Raw genomic sequence first — 24,966 nt, 5'->3', positions numbered from 1 at the left:
AAAGAAAATTCATATTATAATCTTTCTACTAAAAACTACTTAGCGCTTTCTGCAAGCTCATATCCTCTTACAAACAATAGAGTCATATAAGAAACAATAAATGAGAAGATGCTGTACATGCCAACCCAAAAGAAGAATTTTGGAGTGAAGGCGATAACACCTATTATTAAAAAACTAGCAAACGTTACAATCGGCATTACGTAATACGTTTTCGTCTTGCGTGTTCCAATAACAGAAACGATAAAGATAAGTAATGGACAAATTAATAAGACGAAAATCAATTCATTCATAGTTATGTCCCCTTTTCTAATGGAAGTAATCTGTTCCTCGTAAACGTTTTTTAAATAAATATTCTCTTAATATAACTTCGCTAACATGTAGATAATCCCTTTAGAAAGTCACTGGATTTCATAATAAAAAGCGTAAGCAAGAGAAAACTTGCTTACGCTATAGAATAAACATCGCAACGATCGTGGTGACAATTAAGCCAATCACAACTGGTAAAAAGTTTCGGCGTGCGAGTTCAAATGGATCCACTTTACAAATGGCAGCGGCAGGAATAAGCGCCCAAGGAATTAAAGTCCCGCCTCCGGTCCATATGGCAGCAATTTGACCGAGTGCTGTTAATGTAGCTGTTCCATGCCCAAGTGCTGTTCCGAAAAGATTGGCAATTGAACCAGCAAGTGATATACCAGAAAAGCCAGATCCATCTAATCCTGTTATGACACCAACGATAGTTAATGTTCCCGCCGATACGTATTGATTTAAAGGAACAGTTTGAGATAAGGCAATCCCTAAGTCGTTAATGATTCCATGTGAACCTTTCGGTAAATAGTCTCCGATAATTTTCACAAAACCGCTATCTCCTAAATAAAAGAGTGCAGCAATTGGAATAACTGGACCAAAGATTTTAAATCCAAATTGGAGCCCTTCTATAAAATAATCGGTTGTTTTATTTAGTCCATTACCTTTGTAGGCGATGAGGGAAATGATGATAATCATAATAACAGTCGTTCCGCCGATAAGTGCTGTTGCATCGCTTCCTTGTAGTTTAAATTGAATCATGCAAAGGATATCGATGATATATACGATAGGGATACATATAGCGAGCCATTTCTTTATGCGAGGAGATAATAACATAGTAGTTTTAGATGGTTCCGTTGATGCAGGGGAGTCTTGCAACGATAATCCTGTATCAAATTCTTTTCGTAAGAAGAAAAAAGCGACAGAAGTTGTAACAACGCCCATCACGATAACGAGGGGAACACTGGCAGAAACGACGCTGGAAACAGGAAGACCAGCCGCGTCTGCAGTTAATTTCGGTGCACCTTGAATAACGAAGTCGCCAGATAAGGCGATGCCGTGTCCGAATAAGTTCATAGCAATGGCAACCCCAATTGGAGGAAGACCGACGCGTACAGCGACGGGGAATAAAATAGCTCCCATTAAGGCGACAGCTGGAGAAGGCCAAAAAAAGAAAGAAATTGTCATCATTAAAAGGCCGATGATCCAGTAGGCAAGTGCAGGGGTACGAATCATCTTTGTAAATGGTGAAATCATCGTATCATTTATGCCAGTATGAACGAGTAGATTGCTCATTGATACGATAATAGAGATAATTAATATAGTTGGTAATAGCTCAGTAATAGCGTAAATGAAACTTTGAAAAATACCGCTAACGGCAAGAGGGATAGAACTTGTAGCAGTTAATGCTAATAAAAAGATAAAAACGATACAAATAATCGTCGTATCTTTCCGGAGAATAAAAAAGGTAATAATAGTGAGTAAGCAAATAACATAGAGAGCGTGTAATAGCGTTAATTCAACTCCCATAACATTCACATCCTTAGGCATTCGTGTAGTTTATTGTATGAAAGCAGTGAAAGTATGTGAGTATAGGAAAAGAAAAAAAGTGAAATTTCATGTACTGTAATGGTAAGAATAAAAAATGGATGATGCAATACAATTAATCCTAAAAATGGAATTAGAGGAGGGCGTATGTGCAAAAAAATTGGTTTTTGGGGATTTATTATTTCTTGTAGTCTATTAATCATTTTAAATCTATTTACAAACAATGAATGGATAAGTATCACCCCTCTTTTTGAGTTTGTTTTTATACTGTTATACCGATGGGATGACATGAAACAACATAGTAAGAAAAGCATTGGAATTATGATAGGTATCATTGTTGTTTGCTCATTTTTCATAGGGTTTATTTTAATAGAAGGACAGAAACAGATGGAGAAAATGTCTATTTTTCAAGAATGGATGTTTTCTGCAAAAGGTCTTTATATTGTAATTGTAGTTGTTATTTTTCTTAGGTTCACGATAAGAATATGGAGTTACATATTAAAGAGAGGATAGAATGGAGGTAGTAAGAATGAGAGAAAAAATAGGATATTATGGTGTGCTCGTTTGTTTACTATTATCAGTTATTTCAGGGCAATTTTTAAAAAGTGAATGGGTACCAGTTATATTATGTATAGGAGTATTGATTTTTGCACCTATGTATCGCTGGAATGAATGGAAAGCATATAGTCGAAAAAAGAAAATGGTTTTCAGCATCGAATTTGTCATTATAATCAGCACAATTCCGTTTTTGTTATGGAAAGGAAATGAGATAATAGATGGAATTGTAATGTTTCAAGGGTGGTTGTTTATTGCGAAAATGCTATATTTAATATGCATTTTAATGTTGATAGTGGTAGTCACTAAAATAATAAACGAAAAGCTATTCGTTAATGAATAAAAGAAAATGCCACCTTATTCGGTGGCATTTCCTCATTTTACTGCATGAGCTTTTTGCATCTTTTTAATTAAACGAATTTGTCCACGATGATTGATTTCATCTTCAAAAACGTGAAACCACTTAAAATAGTTATTTGCTGGTTTGTCATACCAAAAGTCTGTCGTTTTAAATAACCATTCATCAGGTAACGATTGAAAAGTCTCGATTGTTTTGGAACGTACTTCTTGTAATGTATTTATGTAAAATTCTATAGCGTTTCCTTTTATTTTCTCACGTCCAAGATCGCCTAATTCAATGCCAGGTAACCAGCGTTCTAATTCAGCCTCCGTTGGTTCACGGTCTTCAAAAGTATGAATCTGGTAGTAAAATTCAATAGCAGCCATATGATACAATAACATGCCAATTGAATTTGCTTCCTTATCATATAAATAATCAAGTTCTTCAATTGTTAAACTTTCCACTGCTTGCATTGTTGTATAGCGAGCGTAATTCATCATGGAAACAAGCTTTGAAAATTCTACATGTAAACCCTCCAATTTATCAATTACAAAATTCAATTAAAATTCCCCCTCTTTAAATGAATACTCCAGAGAAGGAATTCTATGTGCAAAAAAAAGTTTTGTTTAAACCTTCATAATATTAACAAGGGATTACAATTAGTTCTCTATTTGATTTTGTAATAACGTCATAACCACCTTTGGTGATGACAATATCATCTTCAATTCTACAACCGCCCCAGTTCGGTATGTAAATGCCCGGCTCAACTGTAACAACCATACCTTCTTGTAAAGTTGTCTTGCTTTCTTAGGATAGGCGAAGTGGTTCATGTATTTCTAACCCAAGACCGTGCCCGGTAGAGTGTCCAAAGTATTGACCGTATCCATGTTCTGTAATGTAATTCCTCGTTATATCATCGATACTTTTCGCAGTTTCTCCAGGCTTAATTGCTTCAGTCCCACGCTTTAACGCTTCTCGTACAACATTGTATATTTTTTGGAATTCTTCCGATGGTTCCCCGATTGCTACGGTACGTGTTATATCGGAACAATATCCGTCGTAAAGTGCACCGAAGTCTAATGTAACGATATCGCCTCGTTCGATTATTTTATTTGATGCAACTCCACGGGGAAGTGAAGAACGAACGCCTGAGGCTACAATGATTTGGAATGAAGAAGATGTAGCCCCTTTTTTTCGCATGAAAAATTCTAACTCATCTCGAACGTCAGTCTCGCTTATTCCAGGCTTTAGAAATGTAACAATATGGTGAAATACTTCGTCAGCGATTGTAGCTGCGATTTTCATTGTTTCTATTTCAGATGTGTCTTTAATAAGTCGAATATCTTCAATGATCTCACACACTGGAACCATTTCTGTATGTATATATTTTTGTAGTTTCTTAAATTGTTGCAAAGTCATATTATTGTCTTCTATACCAAGTTTTTGAATGTTTAATTTTGATACTTGATTTGCAACTTCTTCTTCTAAATTTCCTTTATGCATAATAATTTCTGCTGCTTTTATTTCCGTTTTTGCTTGATCTACGTAACGGAAATCAGTAATGAAAATAGCTTTATGCGCAGCAATTAAGACAACGCCTGCGCTACCTGTAAAGTTTGTTGCGTATTGACGGTTTTCTTTTTTGTAATCAGTAATCCGTCAATTTCATAGTTTTGTAGTTGATTTTGGATTTTATTAATTTTTAAAGTCATGTTAATTCCCCCTATTCACAGTATTGAATAAAGCAAATAGCGTGCCAAAATGTATATTTGAAGAAAGGATAGTAGGGAAAACATATATTTTAGAGGAGATAAAAAAATAGCCCGCCATTTGCGGGAGACGGTTTATTCATAAAATCCAGATTGCTTCAATAAATAGCAGGGGGATGAAGAAATATTGATTGAAATTGCACTTGTACGTTATTTACATGCTGTAAAAAAATTTATACAAATGTGAAATGATACTGTCAATTTTTTTGACAATATGGAATGGATATAGCAACTAAATTGAAAATAAATAAAAAATGCGTTACTTATTAGCAACGCATTTTTGTATTTACGCTTTTAATTTCATTACAGTATCAGCGTCCGGTGTTACATATACGGTTTGCTGATTGTCGTACGTAACAAAACCAAGTTTTGCACCACTCGGTTTTTTGACATGGCGTATTTTGGTGAAATCAACAGGTACAGAGCTAGACTCTTTCGCTTTACTGTAATACGCAGCAATTTTGGCAGCTTCTAGTAAAGTTTCTTCAGCAGGCTCTAAAGAACGAATGACAACGTGAGAGCCAGGTATGTCTTTCGTATGTAACCAAATTTCATCACGGCGGGCAAACTTCGTTGTTAAATAATCATTTTGTTTATTGTTTTTACCAACGAAAATCTCTGTACCATCACTTGCTAAATATTTATCTAATACTGGTTTAGTAGGTTTTTTCTTTGTGTTTTTCGTTTTGCGATTGCGCACATAACCTTCTTCAGCTAATTCCTCACGAATTTCTTCAATATCTTTTGAAGAAGCAGCTTCCATTTGTTGAAGTAAGCTATCAAAATAAAGAATTTCTTCATTTGTTTTTTCGATTTGTTCTTCTACAATAACAACTGAATTTTTCGCTTTTTGGTACTTTTGGAAATAGCGTTGCGCATTGTCAGATGGTGTTTTTAAAGGATCTAATGTAATTTTTACAGTTCCGCTATTTTCGTCGTAATAGTTAACGACTTCAATATCTTTATCCCCTTTTTTCAAAGCGTACATATTGGCTGTAAGTAGTTCTCCAAATAGTTGATATTTATCTGCCTTTCCGGCATCTTGCAGTGTTTTTTCGAGTTTAATGAGTTTTTTCTCGTTTTTATTTTTTTCGTTTTGCATAAAGCGTTCTAAATCATGAGCTTGTTGTTTTACACGATCACGTTCTGCTTTGCCAAAGAAGAAACGATCTAACAATTCGCTCACTGATGAGAATGTTTTTTCTTCTCCTTGCAAGTGTGTAAGAGGGAAAAGATAAAAGAATTCTTTTCCATTTGCAGTAATCATTGCTGGTGTATATGCATGAGATAGTAATGGTGTTTGTATAGAGAAAAATGCTTCTGATAATGCTTTCTCGTTTACCATACCGGCTTTCTTTACTACTTCTTGTGCAAATAATGGGGATATTCCCATGAAAGCCCCGACGAGTTGTTTATCCATATTTCCAGATAGAAAGTCTAGCGGTCTAATAAAATCATCTGCGGTTTCAATTTGCAGAGGATTGATTTTATGTTGGGCTGGTGGCGCGACGTACTCAGCACCAGCATATACAGTTCGGTGACGGTTTACGGCTAATGAAACGTGTTTTAAGCTATCTAAAATCACGTTTGTTTTCGTATCTAATAAGATAATGTTGCTATGTCTTCCCATTATTTCAATTACTAATGTTTTTAATGATTCGTCTCCGATTTCATTACGACTGCGAACTGTAATTTGGATAATCCGTTCTAAGTCGATTTGTTCAATTTTTTCAATAAATCCACCTTCTAAATGTTTACGAAGAAGCATACAAAACATCGGCGGTATTGCTGGCGAATCGTAGTTTTGATTCGTTAAGTGCATACGCGCATATGTAGGATGAGATGAAAGAATTAGTTTTTGGTTCTTTCCATTCGCTCGAATATGTAATAAAATCTCGTATTTTGAAGGTTGGTATATTTTAGAAATCCTTCCCGTGTAAAGAGAATTTTCAATTTCATGTGTAATCGCTCTTGTAAATAATCCATCGAATGCCATTAATGAACACTCCTTTCTAACTAAAAGTTAATTATAGCATTTTTTTGGACGAGGCTGAATAAGCTTTCAATAGAGTATGTCTGGAATCAGGAGGTCGATGGCAGGATGAACTGGTATGGAATGCGAGCACATGAAGTGGAAGAAAGAACGAATACGAATGTAAAGGTTGGACTTACGGAGAAAGAAGTAGAAGGGCGAATTAAGAAATTTGGTACAAATGAATTAGAAGAAGCAAAAAGGCCTTCTGCACTAATGGTATTTTTAGCGCAATTTAAAGATTTCATGGTACTCGTTTTGTTTGGAGCAACAATTGTTTCTGCGTTTTTAGGTGAATACATTGATTCTATTGCTATTGTTGCCATTGTTATTATCAATGGTATTCTCGGCTTTTTTCAAGAAAGAAAAGCTGAAAAATCATTGGAAGCTTTAAAGGAACTAGCTGCTCCACAAGTTACTGTAATGCGGAATGGAAAGTGGGTAAAAGCACCATCTAAAGCACTTGTTTTAGGTGATATTATTAAGTTTTCCAGTGGTGATCGTATTGGGGCTGATGTGCGTCTTGTTGAGGCATCAAGTTTATATATTGAAGAGTCTGCTTTGACAGGGGAGTCCGTACCTGTGCAAAAGAAGGTAGAAGCATTGCAAGGGCAAGAGGTTGCAATTGGTGATCAAAAAAATATGGCTTTTATGGGGACAATGATTACGCGAGGATCTGGAACAGGTGTCGTTGTAGCAACTGGTATGAATACAGCGATGGGTCAAATTGCAAATATGTTACAAAATGCAGAGCAAATGGAAACACCACTGCAAAGAAGGTTAGAACAGCTCGGAAAAATATTAATTATTGTAGCTCTTATTTTGACAGCGCTCGTTGTATTGGCTGGTGTGTATCAAGGGAATGAAGTATATCATATGTTTTTAGCTGGCGTATCGCTAGCTGTTGCGGCTATTCCAGAAGGGTTGCCAGCAATTGTTACAGTAGCTTTATCACTTGGTGTACAGCGTATGATAAAAAAGAGAGCAATTGTACGAAAGTTACCAGCCGTAGAAACGTTAGGTTGTGCTTCCGTTATATGTTCTGATAAAACGGGGACAATGACGCAAAACAAAATGATGGTAACACATATGTGGTCAGGCGGAGAATTGTGGAAAGTGACAGGGCAAGGATATGAACCTAATGGCTCTTTTATGAAAGGTGAAATTGAAGTGAATCCAGCTAAGACAAAAGCACTTTATCAGCTACTTACATTTGGTTCACTATGTAACAATGCAAATATTATTCAAAAGAAAAAGGCGTACGTATTAGATGGAGATCCAACAGAGGGAGCGCTTGTAGCTGCAGCAATGAAAGCTGGGATTACACGTGAGGCATTGAAAGGGAAATTTGAAATTATTCGTGAATTTCCATTTGATTCAACTCGAAAAATGATGAGTGTTATTGTACGAGATCGAGAGGGGAAGAAGTTTATTGTTACGAAGGGAGCACCGGACGTTCTTTTGCAAATGAGTCAAACGATTTTATGGGGGGATAAGCAGCAGCCGTTAAGTGAGTTATATAGAAGAGAAGTACAGGCGGCTATTCATAGCTTAGGTAGTCAAGCGCTTCGAACAATTGCAGTTGCGTTTAAACCTTTAAAAGTCACGGATTCTATTGAACATGAAAGAGACGTTGAAAAAGATTTTATGTTGGTTGGGATACAAGGTATGATTGACCCGCCAAGGCCAGAAGTGGCGCAGGCGGTAAAAGAGTGTAAAGAAGCTGGTATTCGAACGGTAATGATTACAGGTGATCATAAAGTGACAGCAATGGCGATTGCTGAACAATTAGGAGTTTTGCCACCAGATGGACGCGTTGTTGAAGGCGTAGAACTCGCGAATATGGATGTGGAGGAATTAGAAAATGTTGTAGAAGATACGTATGTATTCGCTCGTGTATCACCTGAGCATAAATTAAAAATTGTTAAGGCACTGCAAAATCAAGGACATATAGTAGCCATGACAGGCGATGGAGTGAACGATGCTCCAGCTATAAAAACAGCGGATATTGGGATAGCAATGGGAATTACAGGGACAGATGTTGCGAAAGAGGCCTCTTCACTTGTTTTACTAGACGATAATTTTGCTACAATTAAATCAGCAATTAAAGAAGGAAGAAATATATACGAGAACATACGTAAGTTTATTCGCTACTTATTGGCGTCAAACGTTGGAGAAATTTTAGTCATGTTATTTGCGATGTTACTTGCATTACCACTGCCGATGGTTCCTATTCAAATTTTATGGGTGAACTTAGTTACTGATGGTTTACCAGCGATGGCATTAGGTTTGGATAAGGCTGAAGGAGATGTGATGAAGAGAACGCCGCGCCACCCGAAAGAAGGGGTATTCGCTAGAGGGCTTGCGTGGAAAATAATAAGTCGAGGGTTTTTAATTGGGGCAGTGACGTTAGTAGCGTTTATTATTGCGTATAACCAACATCCAAATGAACTGAAATATGCACAAACTGTAGCGTTCGCGACGTTGGTACTTGCTCAGCTTATTCATGTATTTGATTGTCGTAGTGAGCATTCTGTCTTTCACCGCAATCCATTTGGGAACGTGTATTTAGTAGGGGCGGTTATCATTTCGTTACTACTCATGCTAGTGGTTATATATTATCCACCGTTACAACCGATCTTTAGCACAATGCCGATACAAGCAAGAGATTGGTTATTAATTGGAGGTTTGTCATCAATTCCGACTTTCTTACTAGTAGGTTCTTTATTAACAGGGAAAAAGGCGAAAAAGAAAAAGCCAATGTTATATAAGAAGGGATTAAACTTGAAATAGTCAATGTTATGAAAATGTGATATAATTTACAGAAGGTAGTAGAGCCTTGTCTCTATTACCTTTTTCATTGAGTTATTTTATGGCTTGGATGTGATAAAAATGATTTCTAGTATGACAGGGTTTGGAAGATCGAAAGTAGAAAGTGATACTTTTCAAATTACAGTAGAAATGAAATCGGTGAACCACCGTTTTTTAGAGATGAGTATTCGACTTCCTAAGCAAATGATGGTATTTGAGGACAAAATTCGTAAAATAATTGCACAGCAAGTTCGACGTGGACGCATTGAGGTGTCTATTAGTATAGCAGGTGAAGGACTTGTTGAAAGAAAATTAAGTGTGAATTGGTCACTTCTTGAGCAGTACCAATCGATGATGGAAGATATAAAAGGAAAGTTTCAATTACAAGATTCTATTACACTCGAGCAATTAATGGCAATGCCAGAAGTAACAGCAATTGAAGAAATAGAAAATGTAAATGAACATTTTGAGAACAGTTTATATGAGGCTGTTCGTCAAGCTGCTCATATGTTGAAAACGATGAGAGATGGCGAAGGAGAACGATTACATAAAGATATAGCGTATCGTTTACAAGAGATTAGCAATTGTGTAAATGCAATTATTCCACATGCACCAATTGTTACACAAAAATATCGTGAACGATTAGAAAATCGCTTAAAAGAATTACATAATCAAGAGTTAGATGAACAAAGATTGCTAACAGAAGTCGCAATCTTTGCAGAGCGTTGTGATATTCATGAAGAGTTAGTTCGTTTGCAAAGTCATTTAGAGCAATTTCATGAAACATTGCAGATTGAAGAGCCTGTTGGAAGAAAAATGGATTTCATCGTGCAAGAGATGCATAGAGAAATTAATACGATTGGTTCTAAGGCAAATGACTTAACAATTTCAAAATATGTTGTAGAAATGAAAAATAACCTTGAAAAAATTCGTGAACAAGTACAAAATATTGAGTAGCTTTCAAAAAATATATAAAGTTATACGTGGTGGAGAAATCGGATAGACTTACTAGGAGGCGCAAACTATGGCCATGCGGTTTTTAAATATTGGATACGGAAATATTGTATCTGCTCATCGAATTATTGCTATTGTAAGTCCGGAGTCAGCTCCTATTAAACGAACAGTACAGGAAGCACGCGAACATAATGCTTTGCTTGATGCTACGTATGGGAGAAAAACAAGGGCGGTTATTGTTATGGATGATGGGCATGTTGTATTAAGTCCAATTCAACCAGAGACGATTGCACATCGTTTGAATAATAAAGAAGATTTAAGTGAGGAAGGGTAGGTTTTACATATTTATGAGAAGTAGAAGAGGATTGCTCATCGTTCTTTCAGGGCCTTCTGGGGTTGGAAAAGGAACGGTTCGTAAAGAGCTGTTTAGCCATGAGGATACACGTTTTCAGTACTCTATTTCAGTAACGACACGTAAGCCGCGTGAAGGTGAAGTAGATGGTGTGGATTATTTCTTTAAAGAAAGAGAAGAATTCGAGGAAATGATTCGTAATGAAAGATTACTTGAGTGGGCTGAGTTCGTAGGTAATTATTACGGAACACCGATTGACTATGTTGAAAAAACATTACAAGAAGGAAAAGATGTATTCTTAGAAATTGAAGTGCAAGGAGCAATTCAAGTTAAGAAAGCTTTCCCAGAAGGTGTATTTATTTTCTTAGCACCTCCAAGTTTATCTGAACTAAAGAGCCGTATTGTCGGCCGTGGTACAGAGACTGAAGATGTTATTGAAAATCGTTTAACTGTAGCGAAAGAAGAAATCGAGATGATGGACGCTTACGACTATGTAGTAGAAAACGATCAAGTTGAATTAGCTTGTGATAGAATTAAAGCAATTGTGGTTGGCGAACATTGCCGCCGCGAAAGGGTAGCAAAATATTATAAAGAAATGACGGAGGGTCTATAATTATGTTAAATCCATCAATTGACTCATTACTACAAAAAATCGATTCTAAATACACACTAGTAACAGTGGCTGCAAAGCGTGCACGTGAAATGCAACTTGCTAATAACTGTGTTGTAGAGCAACCGGTTTCTCATAAGTGTGTAGGTAAAGCATTAGAAGAAATCGATGCGGAAGTATTAAGCTACGTACCAAGTGAAGATAAAGTTGCTGAATAAGCCTTTGCCTTCGACAAAATAAAACATAGACTTTATAATTTTCTATGTAACGGTAACAACCTATTTACAAGTAGGTTGTTATTTTTTTACGAAAGGAATGAAATATTGGTACTGACGAGCTGGGAATTCTATTTCAGTATTATAAGTTTGAAAAAGAAAGAGGACGAGTCATATGCTAAAAGGGAAAAAGATACTTCTATGTGTAACAGGAGGCATTGCGGTTTTTAAAGCAGCTGCGTTAACGAGTAAATTGACACAATCTGGCGCGATTGTAAAAGTAATGATGAGTGAGTCGGCAATGAAGTTTGTTACGCCTCTTACATTCCAAGCACTTTCTCGCCATGATGTATATACGGATACATTTGATGAGAAAGACTCGGCTGTTATTGCTCATATTGATTTAGCAGATTGGGCGGATGTTGTACTTGTCGCACCTGCTACTGCCAATTGTATTGGAAAGTTAGCTGGTGGTATTGCAGATGATATGATTACAACTACTTTGTTAGCTACTGCAGCTCCGGTATGGATTGCGCCTGCTATGAATGTGCATATGTATGAAAATAAAATTGTTCAAAAAAATATGATGACATTGAAAACGCTAGGATATACGTTTATTGAGCCTGGGGAAGGCTTTTTAGCATGTGGATATGTAGCAAAGGGACGACTAGAAGAACCTGAAGCGATTATCGCACGGTTAGAGGAAGCTTTCTCAGAACACAAACCATTGCAGGGAAAAAGAATATTAATAACTGCTGGCCCAACACGTGAAAAGGTTGATCCAGTTCGTTTTATGACGAATTTTTCTTCTGGAAAAATGGGGTATGCGATTGCAGAAGTGGCGGCGAATTTAGGCGCTGATGTTATACTCGTTTCAGGACCGACAGCATTAAATCCACCGTTACATGTAACGACAGTGCAAGTGGAATCTGCACAAGATATGTTAGAAGCAGTTCTTCAACATTATCAAAACGTAGACGTTGTCATTAAAACAGCAGCAGTTGCAGATTATCGTCCGAAATATGTTCATGATAATAAAATGAAAAAGCAAAATGGTGATGCTGTCATTGAACTCGAAAGAACGGTGGATATTTTAAAAACGTTAGGTCAGAAAAAGGATAAACAGTTACTTATCGGTTTTGCTGCTGAAACGACAAATGTAGAGGAATATGCAACGAAAAAACTACGTGAGAAAAATGCAGATATGATTGTCGCGAATGATGTAAAAGCGCAAGGAGCTGGATTTGGCACGGATACGAATATTGTAACGATGTATAGAAAAGATGGAAAAGTTATTGAGTTGCCACTTTTAATGAAAAAAGAGGTAGCTCGTGAAATATTAAAGCAAATTGAAATGATGTTAGAAGATGATCGTTTATGAAATTTGCAAGTGTAATTGTTGATGTACCTGCCCGTCAGACAGATCGACCATTTGATTACATTATCCCTAAAAAATGGGAAGATATTGTACAGACAGGAATGCGGGTAGTAGTTCCGTTTGGGCCAAGAAAATTGCAAGGTTTTATTATTGCGATTAAAGATTCGGTGGATGTAGAAAGTAAGAAGTTAAAGACGATCCATGAAATATTAGATGTAACACCGGTTTTAAATGATGAATTATTAAAACTTGGATATTGGCTTACAAGTGAAACGTTATGCTACATGATTTCAGCTTTTCAAGTGATGCTTCCAACTGCGATAAAAGCAACGTATAAAAAACGTCTACAACTTTGTAAACAGGAAGAAATAGCACCTGAAATACTATATTTATTTCAGGATAAAGAAGCAATTGATTTTGAAGTAATCGAGCAACAGCCACATTTATACCGGACTATTCAACAAGAAATTAAAAATGGTACGGTTGAAGTCGTTTATCAAGTGAAAGATAAAGTACAAAAGAAGAAGCAAAGAGTTGTTCAGCCGGAGTTGCCAGAAGATAAATTAGAATTAGCGGCATTTGAACTGAAAAGTAAAAAACAACAAGATGTACTCTATTATTTTGTGGAAAATTATAAAAGTGTACCGTTGAAAGTAATTACAGAAGAGTTACAAATAACAGATGCTCCAATAAAAGCACTTGTTAAAAAGGGATTCATTTCAGAAAAGTATGTGGAAGTATACCGAAATCCGTATGACGATGATGGTTTTGAACAAACGAAACCATTGCCACTTACGGAGGAACAAAAACAAGTTATTACACCGATTTTATCATCAATTACAAATGAAACTTATAATCCATTTTTACTATATGGTGTTACAGGAAGTGGAAAGACAGAAGTATATTTACAATCTATAGCAGCAGTGCTCGAGAAAGGAAAAGAAGCTATCGTTCTTGTTCCTGAAATTGCACTAACACCCCAAATGGTGGATCGTTTTAAAGGTAGGTTTGGCTCGCAAGTTGCAGTTCTTCATAGTGCGTTGTCTGTTGGAGAAAAGTATGACGAGTGGCGTAAGATTTTAAGAAAAGAAGTGAAAGTTGTAGTTGGTGCGCGTTCAGCCGTTTTTGCGCCTTTTGAGAATTTAGGGATTATTATTATTGATGAAGAGCATGAATCAAGTTACAAACAAGAAGATAATCCAAGGTATCATGCAAGAGATGTGGCTGTCTGGAGAGGGCAATACCATAAATGTCCTATCGTTCTTGGTAGTGCGACACCAACACTTGAATCGTTTGCAAGGGCGAAAAAAGGTGTTTATGAACTACTAACAATGGAAAAACGTATGAATGAACAAGCTTTACCAACGGTAGAGATTGTTGACATGCGAGAAGAACTTCGTGACGGGAATCGATCAATGTTTTCTAAGGCGCTGCATGAAAAAATAGCAGATCGATTAGAAAAGAAAGAACAGATGGTACTCTTCTTAAATAGAAGAGGTCATTCTACATTTGTTATGTGCCGTGATTGTGGGTATGTTGTACAATGTCCGCATTGTGATATTTCATTGACATATCATAAAATGAATCATCGTTTAAAATGTCATTATTGTAGTTACGAAGAAAATATGCCAACTGAGTGTCCAGCTTGTCAAAGTACATACATTCGTTTCTTTGGTACAGGTACACAAAAGGTAGAAGAAGAAATTACAAAACTATTTCCAGAGGCGCGAGTCATTCGAATGGATGTAGATACGACAAGTCGAAAAGGAATGCATGAAAAATTATTAAAGGCGTTTGGGGAAGAAAAAGCAGATATATTACTTGGAACACAAATGATTGCTAAAGGATTAGATTTTCCGAAAGTAACGCTTGTTGGGGTTTTAACTGCAGATACGATGCTTCACTTACCTGATTTTCGTGCAAGTGAAAAGACATATCAGTTATTGACGCAAGTAAGTGGACGAGCGGGTAGACATGAATTGCCAGGGGAAGTTGTGATTCAAACGTATACGCCAGAACATTACAGTATAGAGTTAGCGAAGAACCAACAATATGATGTGTTTTTTGACCAAGAAATGCAAATGAGACGAACAAGACAATATCCTCCATATTACTATGTTGTACTCGTAACCGTATCTCATCCTGAATTATTAAAAGCGGTACAAGTGACGGAAAAAATTGCCTCGTATTTACGAACGCATTGCTCGCAGCAAACAATGGTGTTAGGACCAGTTGCTTCAGCAATTCCAAGGATAAAAGATAGATATCGTTATCAATGCATGATAAAATACAAACGGGAACCAAACTTAAAGAACGTGCTCAAAATGGTAAATGAACATTATCAAGCAGAAATGCAAAAAGAGCTACAAATCTCAATTGATTTTAATCCAACAATGTTAATGTAGCGGAGGGAAATATGGCAGTTTTAGAAATAGTAAAGCATCCAAATGAAGTGTTAGAAACACCATGCGAAAGAGTAATTAACTTTGATAAAAAGTTAGTGAAATTGTTGAAAGATATGCATGAAACAATGTTAATTGCGGACGGAGTCGGTTTAGCTGCGCCTCAAGTAGGTGTAAGCTTGCAAGTAGCGGTTGTTGATGTCGATGATGATACTGGGAAAATCGAGTTAATCAATCCATCAATATTAGAAAAACGTGGTGAACAAGTAGGTCCCGAAGGATGTTTAAGCTTCCCGGGACTTTATGGTGAAGTAGAACGTGCGGATTATATTAAAGTAAGAGCACAAAATCGCCGTGGGAAAGTATTTTTATTAGAAGCGGAAGGATTTTTAGCGCGTGCAATTCAACATGAAATCGATCATTTACACGGTGTTTTATTTACATCGAAAGTGACAAGATATTATGAAGAAAACGAACTAGAATAGGTGTTAAAAGGAGCGGTTTTTAAATGATAAAAGTAGTGTTTATGGGAACACCGGACTTTTCAGTGCCGGTGCTTCGTCGTCTTATTGAAGATGGCTATGAGGTAGTAGGTGTTGTGACGCAACCTGATCGTCCAGTAGGTAGAAAAAAAGTATTAACACCTACACCTGTTAAAGTTGAAGCGGAAAAACATGGTATCCCTGTGTTACAGCCGTTAAAAATTCGTGAAAAAGATGAATATGAAAAAGTATTGGCATTAGAGCCAGATTTAATTGTAACAGCTGCATTTGGTCAGATTGTACCAAATGAAATTTTAGAAGCACCGAAGTATGGATGTATTAATGTCCACGCTTCTTTACTTCCTGAACTTCGTGGTGGTGCACCAATTCATTATGCAATTATGGAAGGTAAAGAAAAAACAGGTATTACAATTATGTATATGGTAGAAAAATTGGATGCTGGTGATATCTTAACGCAAGTGGAAGTGGAAATTGAAGAGCGTGAAACGACAGGCTCATTATTTGATAAATTAAGTGAAGCAGGAGCACATCTTCTATCTAAAACAGTACCTTTATTAATTCAAGGTAAGTTAGAACCGATTAAACAAAACGAAGAAGAAGTAACGTTTGCGTACAATATAAAACGTGAGCAAGAGAAAATTGATTGGACAAAAACAGGTGAAGAAGTATACAATCACATTCGCGGATTGAATCCATGGCCAGTTGCTTATACAACTTTAGCAGGACAAGTTGTTAAAGTATGGTGGGGAGAAAAAGTGCCTGTAACTGAACCGGCTGAAGCAGGTACGATTGTTGCGATCGAAGAAGATGGTTTTGTAGTAGCAACTAGTAATGAAACAGGTGTTAAAATTACTGAATTGCAACCTTCTGGTAAAAAGCGTATGAGTTGTTCACAATTTTTACGTGGAACAAAACCTGAAATTGGAACGAAGTTAGGAGAAAATGCATGAGACAAAATGTTCGTGAATTAGCTCTTGATGGTTTAATTCAAGTGGAAAAAAGTGGTGCATATAGCAACTTACTTTTAAATAATTTAATTGAAAAAAGTGCAATTGATAGAAAAGATATTGGTTTATTAACTGAAATTGTATATGGAACGATTCAACGTCGTGACACATTAGATTATTATTTACAGCCTTTTTTAAAAAAGAAGGTTGAGGCGTGGGTAAGAGTATTGCTTCGCTTATCTTTATATCAAATGATTTATTTAGACCGAGTGCCAGAAAGAGCGGCTATTCATGAAGCGGTTGAGATTGCAAAGCGTCGCGGGCATAAAGGAATTGCTGGTATGGTGAACGGTGTATTACGTTCGATTCAGAGAGAAGGTGTACCTTCTGTAGATGAAATCAAGGATCCAGTAGAACGGCTTGCAATTGCGATGAGTCATCCAGTTTGGCTTGTACAAGAGTGGACTTCTGCATATGGCTTAGAAACTGCAGAGAAAATGTGCGAAGTAAATATGTTACCTCCTGTACCTACAGCGCGTGTGAATGTTGATAAGGTAACGGTAGAAGAAGCGATTGAGTTGTTGGCAAGTGAAGGTATAGAAGCAAAACGTGGTGACTTGTCAGATGATGCAATTCAGATTGAAAGAGGAAATGTAGCGCATACAGAAGCGTTTAAAAAAGGATTTCTTTCTATTCAAGATGAAAGTTCTATGCTTGTAGCACGCGCTTTAGAACCAAATGAGGGAGAGACAGTTCTTGATAGTTGTGCGGCTCCTGGTGGTAAAACTACGCATATAGCTGAGCGTTTAAAGGGAACTGGTAAAGTAATGTCTCTTGATTTACATGCACACAAAGTACGTTTAATTAAACAGCAAGCAGAGCGACTTGGGTTAGAAAATGTCGAAACAAAAGCGCTAGATGCTAGAAAAGTGCAAGAGCACTTTTCAAATGAAACGTTTGATAAAATATTGGTAGATGCACCGTGTTCTGGATTTGGTGTAATTAGACGTAAGCCTGATATTAAGTTAGGAAAAGATAAAGGCGATAGTGAAAGATTATCGACGATTCAACTTGCGATACTAGAAAAAATAGCACCGTTATTAAAACAAGGCGGTCGTCTTGTTTATAGTACGTGCACAATTGAGAAAATAGAAAATGAACAAGTAATAGATAAATTTTTAAAAGAACATCCTGAATTTGAATGGGATACTACGATAAAAGAACGTATGCCAGAAAAATTAAGTCCGTATATTAATGAAGGTCAAGTACAAATTTTACCGCATTATTTTGCAACGGATGGCTTTTATATTGCTTGTTTAAGGAAGAAGGTGTAGCATCATGGAAACGACTGTAAGAAAACAAAAGAAAAATGTAGAAACGAAGAAACCATCAATTTACTCTTTACAAATTCATGAAATGCAAGATTGGTTAAAGGAACAAGGAGAACCGAAGTTCCGCGCTGGACAAATTTTTGACTGGCTATATAAAAAACGTGTAAAAAATTATGAGGATATGTCAAACCTTTCTAAAGGATTGCGTGATAAATTGTCGAATTCCTTTGATATTACTACTTTAAACACGTTAGTAAAACAAACGTCTTCGGATGGAACGATTAAATTCTTATTCCAATTATATGACGGGTATTCTATTGAAACGGTATTAATGCGACATGAATATGGAAATTCCATTTGTGTAACAACGCAAGTTGGTTGTCGTATTGGATGTACGTTCTGTGCTTCGACGCTTGGTGGACTAAAACGAAACCTAGAAGCTGGAGAAATCGTAGCGCAAGTAGTAGAAGTTCAGCGTGCGCTTGATGAAACAGAAGAACGTGTAAGTTCTCTTGTTGTTATGGGAATTGGAGAACCATTTGATAATTACGATAATTTAATGGGATTCTTACGCATCACTAACCATGAAAAAGGACTTCATATTGGTGCTAGACATATGACTGTTTCGACGAGTGGAATTATCCCGAAAATTTATAAGTTTGCTGAAGAAGAACTACAAATTAATTTTGCGATTTCATTGCATGCTCCAAACTCAGAATTACGTTCAAAATTAATGCCGATTAACCGTGCTTATAAATTACCGGATTTAATGGAAGCTATTAAATACTATGTAAATAGAACAGGGCGCCGTATTACTTTTGAATATGGATTATTTGGAGGAGAAAATGACCAAGTTGAGCACGCTGAAGAGCTTGCTGCGCTCTTAAAAGGTGTAAAATGTCATGTAAACTTAATCCCGGTAAACTACGTACCTGAACGTGATTATGTACGTACACCACGTGAGCAAATTTTCTTGTTCGAGAAAACGTTAAAAGATCGTGGAGTGAATGTAACGATTCGCCGTGAACAAGGTCATGATATTGACGCAGCCTGCGGTCAGTTGCGTGCGAAGGAGCGCAAAGAAGAGACGAGGTGACGAGATGAAAGCCGTATTTCTATCGGATAAAGGAAAAGTTCGTCAACATAATGAAGATAGTGCAGGAGTTTTTCACAATTTAGATGGAAATGTTTTAGCGGTAGTAGCAGATGGAATGGGAGGTCATCGAGCTGGTGATGTAGCTAGCTCGATGGCCATTCAATTATTCCATGATTATTGGAAGCAAACGCATAATATGAATGAACCGAAAAAAGTAGAACAATGGTTACATACTAGTGTTGGGATTATTAATGAGCGCATATATGAATACGCTCAGCAAAATGTAGAATGTAATGGTATGGGAACAACGCTTATAATAGCTGTTTGTACACCAAGTTTTGTGACGATAGGGCATATAGGAGATAGTCGTTGCTATATGGTATCAGAAGGAGAAATGACGCTTGTAACGGAAGATCATTCGCTTGTAAATGAGCTTGTGAGACATGGTGAAATTTCAAAGGAAGATGCAGAGTATCATCCGAAAAAGAATGTGTTATTAAGAGCGCTAGGAACAGAAGAAAAAGTTGGGTTAGATGTTAAAACGTTGGTGCTTGAGGAAGATGATCAATTACTTCTTTGCTCTGATGGGTTATCAAACAAAGTTTCTATTGATGATATGCAACAAATTTTACAGTTAAATGAACAGCTTGAAGGTAAAGGGCAGCGTCTCATTCAATTGGCGAATGATCGCGGTGGAGAAGATAATATCACACTTGTTCTTATTGATTATGCGGGTTCGACAAACGAAAGTAGGTGAAGTGCAACGTGCTGATTGGAAAACGCTTAAATGACCGTTATAAGCTGCTGAAAATGATTGGTGGTGGCGGAATGGCCAATGTATATTTAGCTCATGATGATATACTTGGCCGAGATGTAGCGGTAAAAATATTAAGACTCGACTACTCAAATAACGAAGAGTTTATTAAACGTTTCCATCGAGAAGCGCAGTCTGTTACAACGTTGTCGCATCCAAATATTGTGAATATGTATGATGTCGGAGAAGAAGATGGTATATATTATCTTGTCATGGAATATGTACCCGGGCAAACATTGAAGCAATACATAATTGAGCGAGGTATGTTACCTATAGGAGAAGCTCTTGATATTATGGAGCAGTTAACATCCGCCATGGCACACGCCCATCATTTTGAAATTGTGCATCGTGATATAAAGCCGCACAATATTTTAATTCGAGCTGATGGAATAATAAAAGTAACAGATTTTGGAATTGCGACAGCTACAAGTGCAACAACAATTACACATACAAATTCAGTACTGGGTTCAGTCCATTATTTATCACCAGAACAGGCACGTGGCGGGATAGCAAATAAACAATCGGATATTTATTCTCTTGGAATAGTTATGTTTGAATTGTTAACAGGAAGACAACCGTTTTCTGGCGAATCTGCTGTTGCTATAGCTTTAAAACATTTACAAAGTGAAATCCCATCACCAAAAAGATGGAATGAAAATATTCCGCAAAGTGTTGAAAATATTATATTAAAGGCAACTGCAAAAGATCCTTTCCATCGATATCAATCTGCCAATGCGATGAAGCGAGATATTGAAACTGCGCTATATCCAGAGAGGATAAATGAGCAACCATTTTACATACCAGAAGATATGGAAGCGACGAAAGCGATTCCGATTATTCAACAAGAACAATTATTTGAAAATGTAAGTGATGAAACGATTGTTTTAAAAGGGAGTAAGGTGGAAGAACCGATAAGAGCAGAAGCAGCTGAGTTAGATAAGAAGAAAAAACGGAGTAACAAGTGGCTTAAAGTTTTAATTTCAACATTTTTATTTTTAGCAATAGGAATAACATTAGCGCTTACGGTTATTCCAGGATTATTTATTCCGAAAGATGTGAAAGTTCCTGATGTGGCTGGTATGAAATACACGACAGCTGTAAATACGTTAGTAGAAAAGGGCTTTGAGGTGACGGAGCCTAATATTGTATATACAGATGATGTTGAAGTTGGGGATGTAATAAAAACGGAACCTGTAGCAGGAAGAGTCGTAAAAGAAAACGCTAAAATTACTATCTATCAATCAGGTGGAAAAAAGAAAAGTAAGATGGCGAATTTCACAGGGCAAAACTTTGAGAGTGTAAAAGCTGAGTTAGAAGAAAAATATAAACAAGTTACAGTAAATTATATTGAAAATGATAAGCCGAAAGGTGAAATTGTAGAGCAAATTCCGACGCCTGATCAAATGGTTATAGAAGCGGAGCAAGAACTGAAAATCTGGGTAAGTAAAGGTCCTTATCAAATTAGACCAGGTGACTTTTCGGGGTGGACTGAAAATAGTGTAACTGGTTATTTGAATGAGAGAAAACTAACGTCAGATATAAAACGAGAGTACTCAGATTCAGTCGAAAAAGGACTTGTAATTTCGCAATTTCCAAAACCAGGTACACCATTAAAAGAGGGAGATAAAGTAACTATTATTATCTCTGATGGTCAAAAGCCTAAAGTGACTAAAACGGTAAAAGTGGACAATATCTCTATCCCATATGAGCCTGCTGTAACAGGTGAAAAAAAGCCGCAAACAATAGAAATTTATAGAGAAGACATGCAGCAAAAAATGGATAGACCGGTTGAAACGAGAACAATTACTGAATCAGCGACTATTTCTTTAGAATTTGTAATTCAAGAAGGTTCAAAGGGACACTATAAAATTGTACGAGATGGAGTAACGATTATTGATAAAGAAGTACCATATCCAACTCAATAATAGTGAAAGTCTACTTATTATTATTGCCTGTTATGCTGTCTACAAAGTGGACGGTATAGCAGGCAAAAATATATGATTCAAAAAGCTAGTAAAGTGATGCAGCTGTAAATATTTTTTTGCATTTAATGGAAGATTTAATGTATATTAGCGAAAGTATATATGGTAGGTTTTGGAATCGTTATTTGGAAAATTTAAATCCATTCATTTTTAAATTCAGCATCACCTTATACAAAAAAAGGAGAATTCTATGCCAGAAGGAAAAATTATAAAAGCTTTAAGTGGGTTTTATTACGTGCAGCATGAAGAAGGGGTTACGCAATGTCGTGGGCGAGGTGTATTTAGAAAAAATAAAATTACACCACTTGTAGGAGACCAAGTTGTTTTTCAGGCAGATAATCCAACTGAAGGTTATGTGCTTGAAGTGTTTGATCGAAAAAATGAACTTGTTAGACCTCCTATTGCTAATGTCGATCAAGCGATCCTCGTGTTCTCTGCAGTAGAACCAGATTTTAATCCTGGACTGTTAGATCGATTTTTAGTGCTGATTGAATATCATAACATTAAGCCAATTATTTGTATTAGCAAGATGGATTTAGTAGATGAAAAGATGAAAGCAACTGTTGAAGCTTATGCGAATGATTATCGTGAGATGGGTTATGATGTTTTATTTACTTCTATTAATACGTCAGAAAGTATTGATATATTAAAACCATACTTAGAAAATTGTGTTTCTGTTGTTGCGGGTCAATCTGGTGTTGGGAAATCTTCAATGCTTAATGTGCTACGTCCAGAATTAGAGCTGAAAACAAATGATATTTCCTCCCATTTAGGACGCGGGAAGCATACGACAAGACACGTAGAATTAATTGCAATTGGGAGTGGACTAGTAGCAGATACACCGGGTTTTAGTTCACTAGATTTCATTGATATAGAAGTAGAAGATCTTACATATTGTTTTCCAGAGTTGAAAGAAGCGAGCCAATACTGTAAATTTAGAGGGTGTACACATCTTTCTGAACCGAAATGTGCTGTGAAAGCTGCGGTTGAAGAAGGGAAGATTACAGAATATCGCTATAAGAACTATAAACAATTCGTAGAAGAAATTAGAGAGAGAAAGCCGAGGTATTAGTTATGATTAAAATTGCACCATCGATTTTATCAGCAGATTTTTCAAAATTAGGGGAAGAGATTAAAGATGTAGAAAAGGGCGGAGCGGATTACATTCACGTTGACGTAATGGATGGACATTTCGTACCAAATATTACGATTGGACCATTAATTGTAGAAGCTATCCGTCCAATTACATCATTACCATTAGATGTACATTTAATGATTGAAAATCCTGATAACTATATCCCGACTTTCGCACAAGCGGGAGCGGATATTATTACTGTTCACGCAGAGGCGTGTCCACATCTGCATCGTACAATTCAGTTAATTAAATCTCACGGTATTAAAGCGGGCGTTGTATTAAATCCACATACGCCAGTTTCAGTGATTGAGCATGTATTAGAAGATATAGATATGGTATTACTTATGACAGTAAACCCTGGATTTGGTGGACAGAAGTTTATCCATTCTGTATTACCGAAAATTAAACAAGTTGCAGACATGGTGAAAGAGCGCAATCTAGAAGTAGAAATTGAAGTTGATGGTGGTGTAAATGCTGAAACAGCAAGACTTTGTGTGGAAGCAGGAGCAAATGTACTTGTAGCTGGATCAGCAGTATACAATCAAAAAGACCGCGGTGAAGCAATTCGCGTAATTCGTGGGTAGTGATGAACTTTTATCCTAGTAAGGTATTCATAGGATAGGGTAAAAATATGTAAAAAGGCAATCTACCGAATGGCAGATTGCCTTTTTACAATGGAAGGGGAAGAAAAAATGATTATTCATATTTTGGCAGGAGGACCTTCGGAATATTGCGCAGATTTTGCTCGATATGAGAATGAGGAAGTAGTGTGGGCTGCGGTTGATAGGGGAGTATACCGTCTATTAAAGAAAGGGATTACCCCGGCTGTTGCGTTTGGAGATTACGATTCAGTTACTGAAGAAGAATTAGTATGGATGGGACAGCAAACGAACGAATTACATATTGTTCCGCGGGAAAAAGATCAAACGGATTTAGAAATTGCAATCAACTGGGCATTAGGACAGAAGCCGGCACTAATTCGTATTTTTGGTGCTACCGGTGGAAGACTTGATCACGGTTTGGCAAATATACAAATGCTTTTAAAAGGGTTAGAAGTAGAGATAGAAATGTGTATTGTGGACAATAAAAATGAAATAACAGTTAAAAAAGTGGGTACACATATAATTGAAGAAAATAAAAATTTTCCTTATGTATCTTTTGTACCAGTTACTGAAATAGTGGAAGGGATTACATTGTTTGGTTTTAAGTACCCTCTTACTAATAAAACAATAGAGTGGGGATCAACACTTTGTATTAGTAACGAACTCGTTGAGGAAAAAGGTACTTTTTCATTTACTTCTGGCATATTAATGTTGATAAGAAGCACTGATTGAAGAAACAATTTTGCTCCTTACATCATATAGTGACCAAGTGGAGTAATGGGGATTAGGAGGGAAACCATGAGATTTTATACAATTAAGTTACCTAAATTTCTTGGTGGAATTGTTCGTGCAATGTTAAATACCTTCAAAAAAGATTAAAAAAGCACCTATCACCGGTGCTTTTTCCATTGTTATAGTAAAAAAAGAGCCTATCGGCTCTTTTTTTTATTATTAAACACGTTCGATTTTGCCAGATTTTAATGCTCTAGCAGAAACGTAAACACGTTGAACTTTTCCGTCGATGCGTACGCGAACTTTTTGAAGGTTAGCGCCCCACTTACGTTTTGTAGCGTTCATTGCGTGAGAACGAGAGTTACCAGAACGAGCTTTTCTTCCAGTAATAGCACAAACACGAGCCATTTATATTTCCCTCCCTTGATACCTTACCATACGTAATTTTTCAATGTTAGTCTTTTATGCGATGCTAAAAACACTACTATAATTTAACACAACTAAAAAGAGAATGCAACACCGTAGAAAAAAGAAATCAAGAAAATTTACTTGACA

Annotated in this window: 24 protein-coding genes and 1 pseudogene; 19 read left to right on the top strand and 6 right to left on the bottom strand. The window is 36.6% G+C overall.

The window, feature by feature from the left end; all coding sequences use genetic code 11:
- Nucleotides 1–35: 35 nt before the first annotated feature.
- The gene (locus tag MR167_RS15935; protein ID WP_001003933.1) at nucleotides 36–290 is read right to left on the bottom strand and encodes a YbeF family protein; all 255 of its coding nucleotides are present in this window, start codon (nucleotides 288–290) and stop codon (nucleotides 36–38) included.
- Between the two features lie 157 nt (nucleotides 291–447).
- Entirely contained in the window at nucleotides 448–1,833 is a 1,386-nt protein-coding gene (locus MR167_RS15930) for a hypothetical protein (RefSeq protein ID WP_086402771.1), read from the bottom strand.
- A 132-nt stretch (nucleotides 1,834–1,965) separates the two neighbouring features.
- Between MR167_RS15930 and MR167_RS15925 the strand changes: the two genes are divergently transcribed.
- Together MR167_RS15925 and MR167_RS15920 are read left to right on the top strand one after the other, a co-directional pair.
- Nucleotides 1,966–2,364, top strand: coding sequence for a YoqO family protein (locus tag MR167_RS15925; protein ID WP_374058730.1), 399 nt, complete (start codon nucleotides 1,966–1,968; stop codon nucleotides 2,362–2,364).
- Between the two features lie 16 nt (nucleotides 2,365–2,380).
- Nucleotides 2,381–2,749: a YoqO family protein gene (locus tag MR167_RS15920; protein WP_086402779.1), complete on the top strand. Its 369-nt coding sequence runs from the start codon at nucleotides 2,381–2,383 to the stop codon at nucleotides 2,747–2,749.
- A gap of 32 nt (nucleotides 2,750–2,781) precedes the next feature.
- Here the strand turns inward: MR167_RS15920 and MR167_RS15915 are convergent, their stop codons facing one another.
- The 3 genes and pseudogenes from MR167_RS15915 to MR167_RS15905 form a co-directional block, all read right to left on the bottom strand.
- Nucleotides 2,782–3,306 (bottom strand): DinB family protein, encoded by a 525-nt coding sequence (locus MR167_RS15915; RefSeq protein WP_001012056.1) that lies wholly within the window; start codon nucleotides 3,304–3,306, stop codon nucleotides 2,782–2,784.
- A gap of 82 nt (nucleotides 3,307–3,388) precedes the next feature.
- A pseudogene (locus MR167_RS15910) lies at nucleotides 3,389–4,458 on the bottom strand (M24 family metallopeptidase).
- 343 nt (nucleotides 4,459–4,801) lie between these two features.
- Nucleotides 4,802–6,511 (bottom strand): Rqc2 family fibronectin-binding protein, encoded by a 1,710-nt coding sequence (locus MR167_RS15905; RefSeq protein WP_242314977.1) that lies wholly within the window; start codon nucleotides 6,509–6,511, stop codon nucleotides 4,802–4,804.
- 105 nt (nucleotides 6,512–6,616) lie between these two features.
- Between MR167_RS15905 and MR167_RS15900 the strand changes: the two genes are divergently transcribed.
- The 17 genes from MR167_RS15900 (at nucleotide 6,617) to spoVM (ending at nucleotide 24,558) form a co-directional block, all read left to right on the top strand.
- Nucleotides 6,617–9,340 carry a calcium-translocating P-type ATPase, SERCA-type gene (locus MR167_RS15900; protein WP_242314975.1) on the top strand — a complete coding sequence of 908 codons (2,724 nt, stop codon included), beginning with the start codon at nucleotides 6,617–6,619 and terminating at the stop codon, nucleotides 9,338–9,340.
- A gap of 99 nt (nucleotides 9,341–9,439) precedes the next feature.
- The gene (locus MR167_RS15895; RefSeq protein ID WP_000625867.1) at nucleotides 9,440–10,315 is read left to right on the top strand and encodes a YicC/YloC family endoribonuclease; all 876 of its coding nucleotides are present in this window, start codon (nucleotides 9,440–9,442) and stop codon (nucleotides 10,313–10,315) included.
- 67 nt (nucleotides 10,316–10,382) lie between these two features.
- Complete coding sequence (remA, locus tag MR167_RS15890; RefSeq protein WP_001251456.1) at nucleotides 10,383–10,646, top strand: extracellular matrix/biofilm regulator RemA; 264 nt, start codon at nucleotides 10,383–10,385, stop codon at nucleotides 10,644–10,646.
- A gap of 13 nt (nucleotides 10,647–10,659) precedes the next feature.
- Entirely contained in the window at nucleotides 10,660–11,277 is a 618-nt protein-coding gene (gmk, locus tag MR167_RS15885) for a guanylate kinase (protein ID WP_001257742.1), read from the top strand.
- Nucleotides 11,278–11,279: 2 nt separating this feature from the next.
- Entirely contained in the window at nucleotides 11,280–11,492 is a 213-nt protein-coding gene (rpoZ, locus tag MR167_RS15880; protein WP_000933962.1) for a DNA-directed RNA polymerase subunit omega, read from the top strand.
- Nucleotides 11,493–11,664: 172 nt separating this feature from the next.
- Entirely contained in the window at nucleotides 11,665–12,870 is a 1,206-nt protein-coding gene (gene coaBC / locus MR167_RS15875; RefSeq protein ID WP_000911744.1) for a bifunctional phosphopantothenoylcysteine decarboxylase/phosphopantothenate--cysteine ligase CoaBC, read from the top strand.
- Nucleotides 12,867–15,272, top strand: coding sequence for a primosomal protein N' (gene priA / locus MR167_RS15870; RefSeq protein ID WP_242314973.1), 2,406 nt, complete (start codon nucleotides 12,867–12,869; stop codon nucleotides 15,270–15,272). The genes coaBC and priA overlap by 4 nt, the downstream gene beginning before the upstream one ends.
- A gap of 11 nt (nucleotides 15,273–15,283) precedes the next feature.
- Entirely contained in the window at nucleotides 15,284–15,754 is a 471-nt protein-coding gene (gene def, locus MR167_RS15865) for a peptide deformylase (protein ID WP_000279470.1), read from the top strand.
- Nucleotides 15,755–15,777: 23 nt separating this feature from the next.
- Nucleotides 15,778–16,722, top strand: a complete 945-nt coding sequence (gene fmt, locus MR167_RS15860; protein ID WP_000598805.1) for a methionyl-tRNA formyltransferase — start codon at nucleotides 15,778–15,780, stop codon at nucleotides 16,720–16,722.
- Nucleotides 16,719–18,053 (top strand): 16S rRNA (cytosine(967)-C(5))-methyltransferase RsmB, encoded by a 1,335-nt coding sequence (gene rsmB / locus MR167_RS15855; RefSeq protein WP_001249661.1) that lies wholly within the window; start codon nucleotides 16,719–16,721, stop codon nucleotides 18,051–18,053. Before fmt ends, rsmB begins: the two co-directional genes overlap by 4 nt.
- A gap of 4 nt (nucleotides 18,054–18,057) precedes the next feature.
- The gene (rlmN, locus tag MR167_RS15850) at nucleotides 18,058–19,146 is read left to right on the top strand and encodes a dual-specificity RNA methyltransferase RlmN (protein WP_000450548.1); all 1,089 of its coding nucleotides are present in this window, start codon (nucleotides 18,058–18,060) and stop codon (nucleotides 19,144–19,146) included.
- 4 nt (nucleotides 19,147–19,150) lie between these two features.
- On the top strand, nucleotides 19,151–19,903 hold the full coding sequence (locus tag MR167_RS15845) for a Stp1/IreP family PP2C-type Ser/Thr phosphatase (protein WP_000648708.1): 753 nt from the start codon (nucleotides 19,151–19,153) through the stop codon (nucleotides 19,901–19,903).
- A gap of 8 nt (nucleotides 19,904–19,911) precedes the next feature.
- Complete coding sequence (pknB, locus tag MR167_RS15840) at nucleotides 19,912–21,885, top strand: Stk1 family PASTA domain-containing Ser/Thr kinase (RefSeq protein WP_044782950.1); 1,974 nt, start codon at nucleotides 19,912–19,914, stop codon at nucleotides 21,883–21,885.
- A gap of 247 nt (nucleotides 21,886–22,132) precedes the next feature.
- The gene (gene rsgA, locus MR167_RS15835; protein ID WP_001113932.1) at nucleotides 22,133–23,014 is read left to right on the top strand and encodes a ribosome small subunit-dependent GTPase A; all 882 of its coding nucleotides are present in this window, start codon (nucleotides 22,133–22,135) and stop codon (nucleotides 23,012–23,014) included.
- Between the two features lie 2 nt (nucleotides 23,015–23,016).
- Nucleotides 23,017–23,661, top strand: a complete 645-nt coding sequence (gene rpe, locus MR167_RS15830; protein ID WP_000589970.1) for a ribulose-phosphate 3-epimerase — start codon at nucleotides 23,017–23,019, stop codon at nucleotides 23,659–23,661.
- Nucleotides 23,662–23,730: 69 nt separating this feature from the next.
- A complete protein-coding gene (locus tag MR167_RS15825) occupies nucleotides 23,731–24,411 on the top strand; it encodes a thiamine diphosphokinase (RefSeq protein WP_000752665.1) in 681 nt (226 codons plus the stop codon).
- Between the two features lie 66 nt (nucleotides 24,412–24,477).
- A complete protein-coding gene (gene spoVM / locus MR167_RS15820) occupies nucleotides 24,478–24,558 on the top strand; it encodes a stage V sporulation protein SpoVM (RefSeq protein ID WP_001213599.1) in 81 nt (26 codons plus the stop codon).
- Nucleotides 24,559–24,630: 72 nt separating this feature from the next.
- Here the strand turns inward: spoVM and rpmB are convergent, their stop codons facing one another.
- Nucleotides 24,631–24,819, bottom strand: coding sequence for a 50S ribosomal protein L28 (gene rpmB / locus MR167_RS15815; RefSeq protein ID WP_000124776.1), 189 nt, complete (start codon nucleotides 24,817–24,819; stop codon nucleotides 24,631–24,633).
- Nucleotides 24,820–24,966 lie beyond the last annotated feature (147 nt).

The organism is Bacillus cereus group sp. BfR-BA-01355 (assembly GCF_022663675.1).
GTDB classification, from domain to species: Bacteria; Bacillota; Bacilli; order Bacillales; family Bacillaceae_G; genus Bacillus_A; species Bacillus_A thuringiensis_S.
The sequence above is the reverse complement of the archived record's forward strand: the minus strand, read 5'-3'. Positions and strand labels throughout refer to the sequence as shown.

Excerpts from the sequence above, each read along its gene's own strand:
- spoVM (WP_001213599.1), top strand. The coding sequence starts at position 24,478 with ATGAGATTTTATACAATTAAGTTACCTAAATTTCTTGGTGGAATTGTT.
- coaBC (WP_000911744.1), top strand. The coding sequence starts at position 11,665 with ATGCTAAAAGGGAAAAAGATACTTCTATGTGTAACAGGAGGCATTGCG.
- priA (WP_242314973.1), top strand. The coding sequence starts at position 12,867 with ATGAAATTTGCAAGTGTAATTGTTGATGTACCTGCCCGTCAGACAGAT.
- MR167_RS15845 (WP_000648708.1), top strand. The coding sequence starts at position 19,151 with ATGAAAGCCGTATTTCTATCGGATAAAGGAAAAGTTCGTCAACATAAT.
- MR167_RS15900 (WP_242314975.1), top strand. The coding sequence starts at position 6,617 with ATGAACTGGTATGGAATGCGAGCACATGAAGTGGAAGAAAGAACGAAT.
- MR167_RS15935 (WP_001003933.1), bottom strand. The coding sequence starts at position 290 with ATGAATGAATTGATTTTCGTCTTATTAATTTGTCCATTACTTATCTTT.
- rpe (WP_000589970.1), top strand. The coding sequence starts at position 23,017 with ATGATTAAAATTGCACCATCGATTTTATCAGCAGATTTTTCAAAATTA.
- rsmB (WP_001249661.1), top strand. The coding sequence starts at position 16,719 with ATGAGACAAAATGTTCGTGAATTAGCTCTTGATGGTTTAATTCAAGTG.
- MR167_RS15930 (WP_086402771.1), bottom strand. The coding sequence starts at position 1,833 with ATGGGAGTTGAATTAACGCTATTACACGCTCTCTATGTTATTTGCTTA.
- rpoZ (WP_000933962.1), top strand. The coding sequence starts at position 11,280 with ATGTTAAATCCATCAATTGACTCATTACTACAAAAAATCGATTCTAAA.
- MR167_RS15920 (WP_086402779.1), top strand. The coding sequence starts at position 2,381 with ATGAGAGAAAAAATAGGATATTATGGTGTGCTCGTTTGTTTACTATTA.
- def (WP_000279470.1), top strand. The coding sequence starts at position 15,284 with ATGGCAGTTTTAGAAATAGTAAAGCATCCAAATGAAGTGTTAGAAACA.
- MR167_RS15895 (WP_000625867.1), top strand. The coding sequence starts at position 9,440 with ATGATTTCTAGTATGACAGGGTTTGGAAGATCGAAAGTAGAAAGTGAT.
- MR167_RS15905 (WP_242314977.1), bottom strand. The coding sequence starts at position 6,511 with ATGGCATTCGATGGATTATTTACAAGAGCGATTACACATGAAATTGAA.
- remA (WP_001251456.1), top strand. The coding sequence starts at position 10,383 with ATGGCCATGCGGTTTTTAAATATTGGATACGGAAATATTGTATCTGCT.
- fmt (WP_000598805.1), top strand. The coding sequence starts at position 15,778 with ATGATAAAAGTAGTGTTTATGGGAACACCGGACTTTTCAGTGCCGGTG.
- rsgA (WP_001113932.1), top strand. The coding sequence starts at position 22,133 with ATGCCAGAAGGAAAAATTATAAAAGCTTTAAGTGGGTTTTATTACGTG.
- gmk (WP_001257742.1), top strand. The coding sequence starts at position 10,660 with ATGAGAAGTAGAAGAGGATTGCTCATCGTTCTTTCAGGGCCTTCTGGG.
- MR167_RS15825 (WP_000752665.1), top strand. The coding sequence starts at position 23,731 with ATGGCAGATTGCCTTTTTACAATGGAAGGGGAAGAAAAAATGATTATT.
- rlmN (WP_000450548.1), top strand. The coding sequence starts at position 18,058 with ATGGAAACGACTGTAAGAAAACAAAAGAAAAATGTAGAAACGAAGAAA.
- rpmB (WP_000124776.1), bottom strand. The coding sequence starts at position 24,819 with ATGGCTCGTGTTTGTGCTATTACTGGAAGAAAAGCTCGTTCTGGTAAC.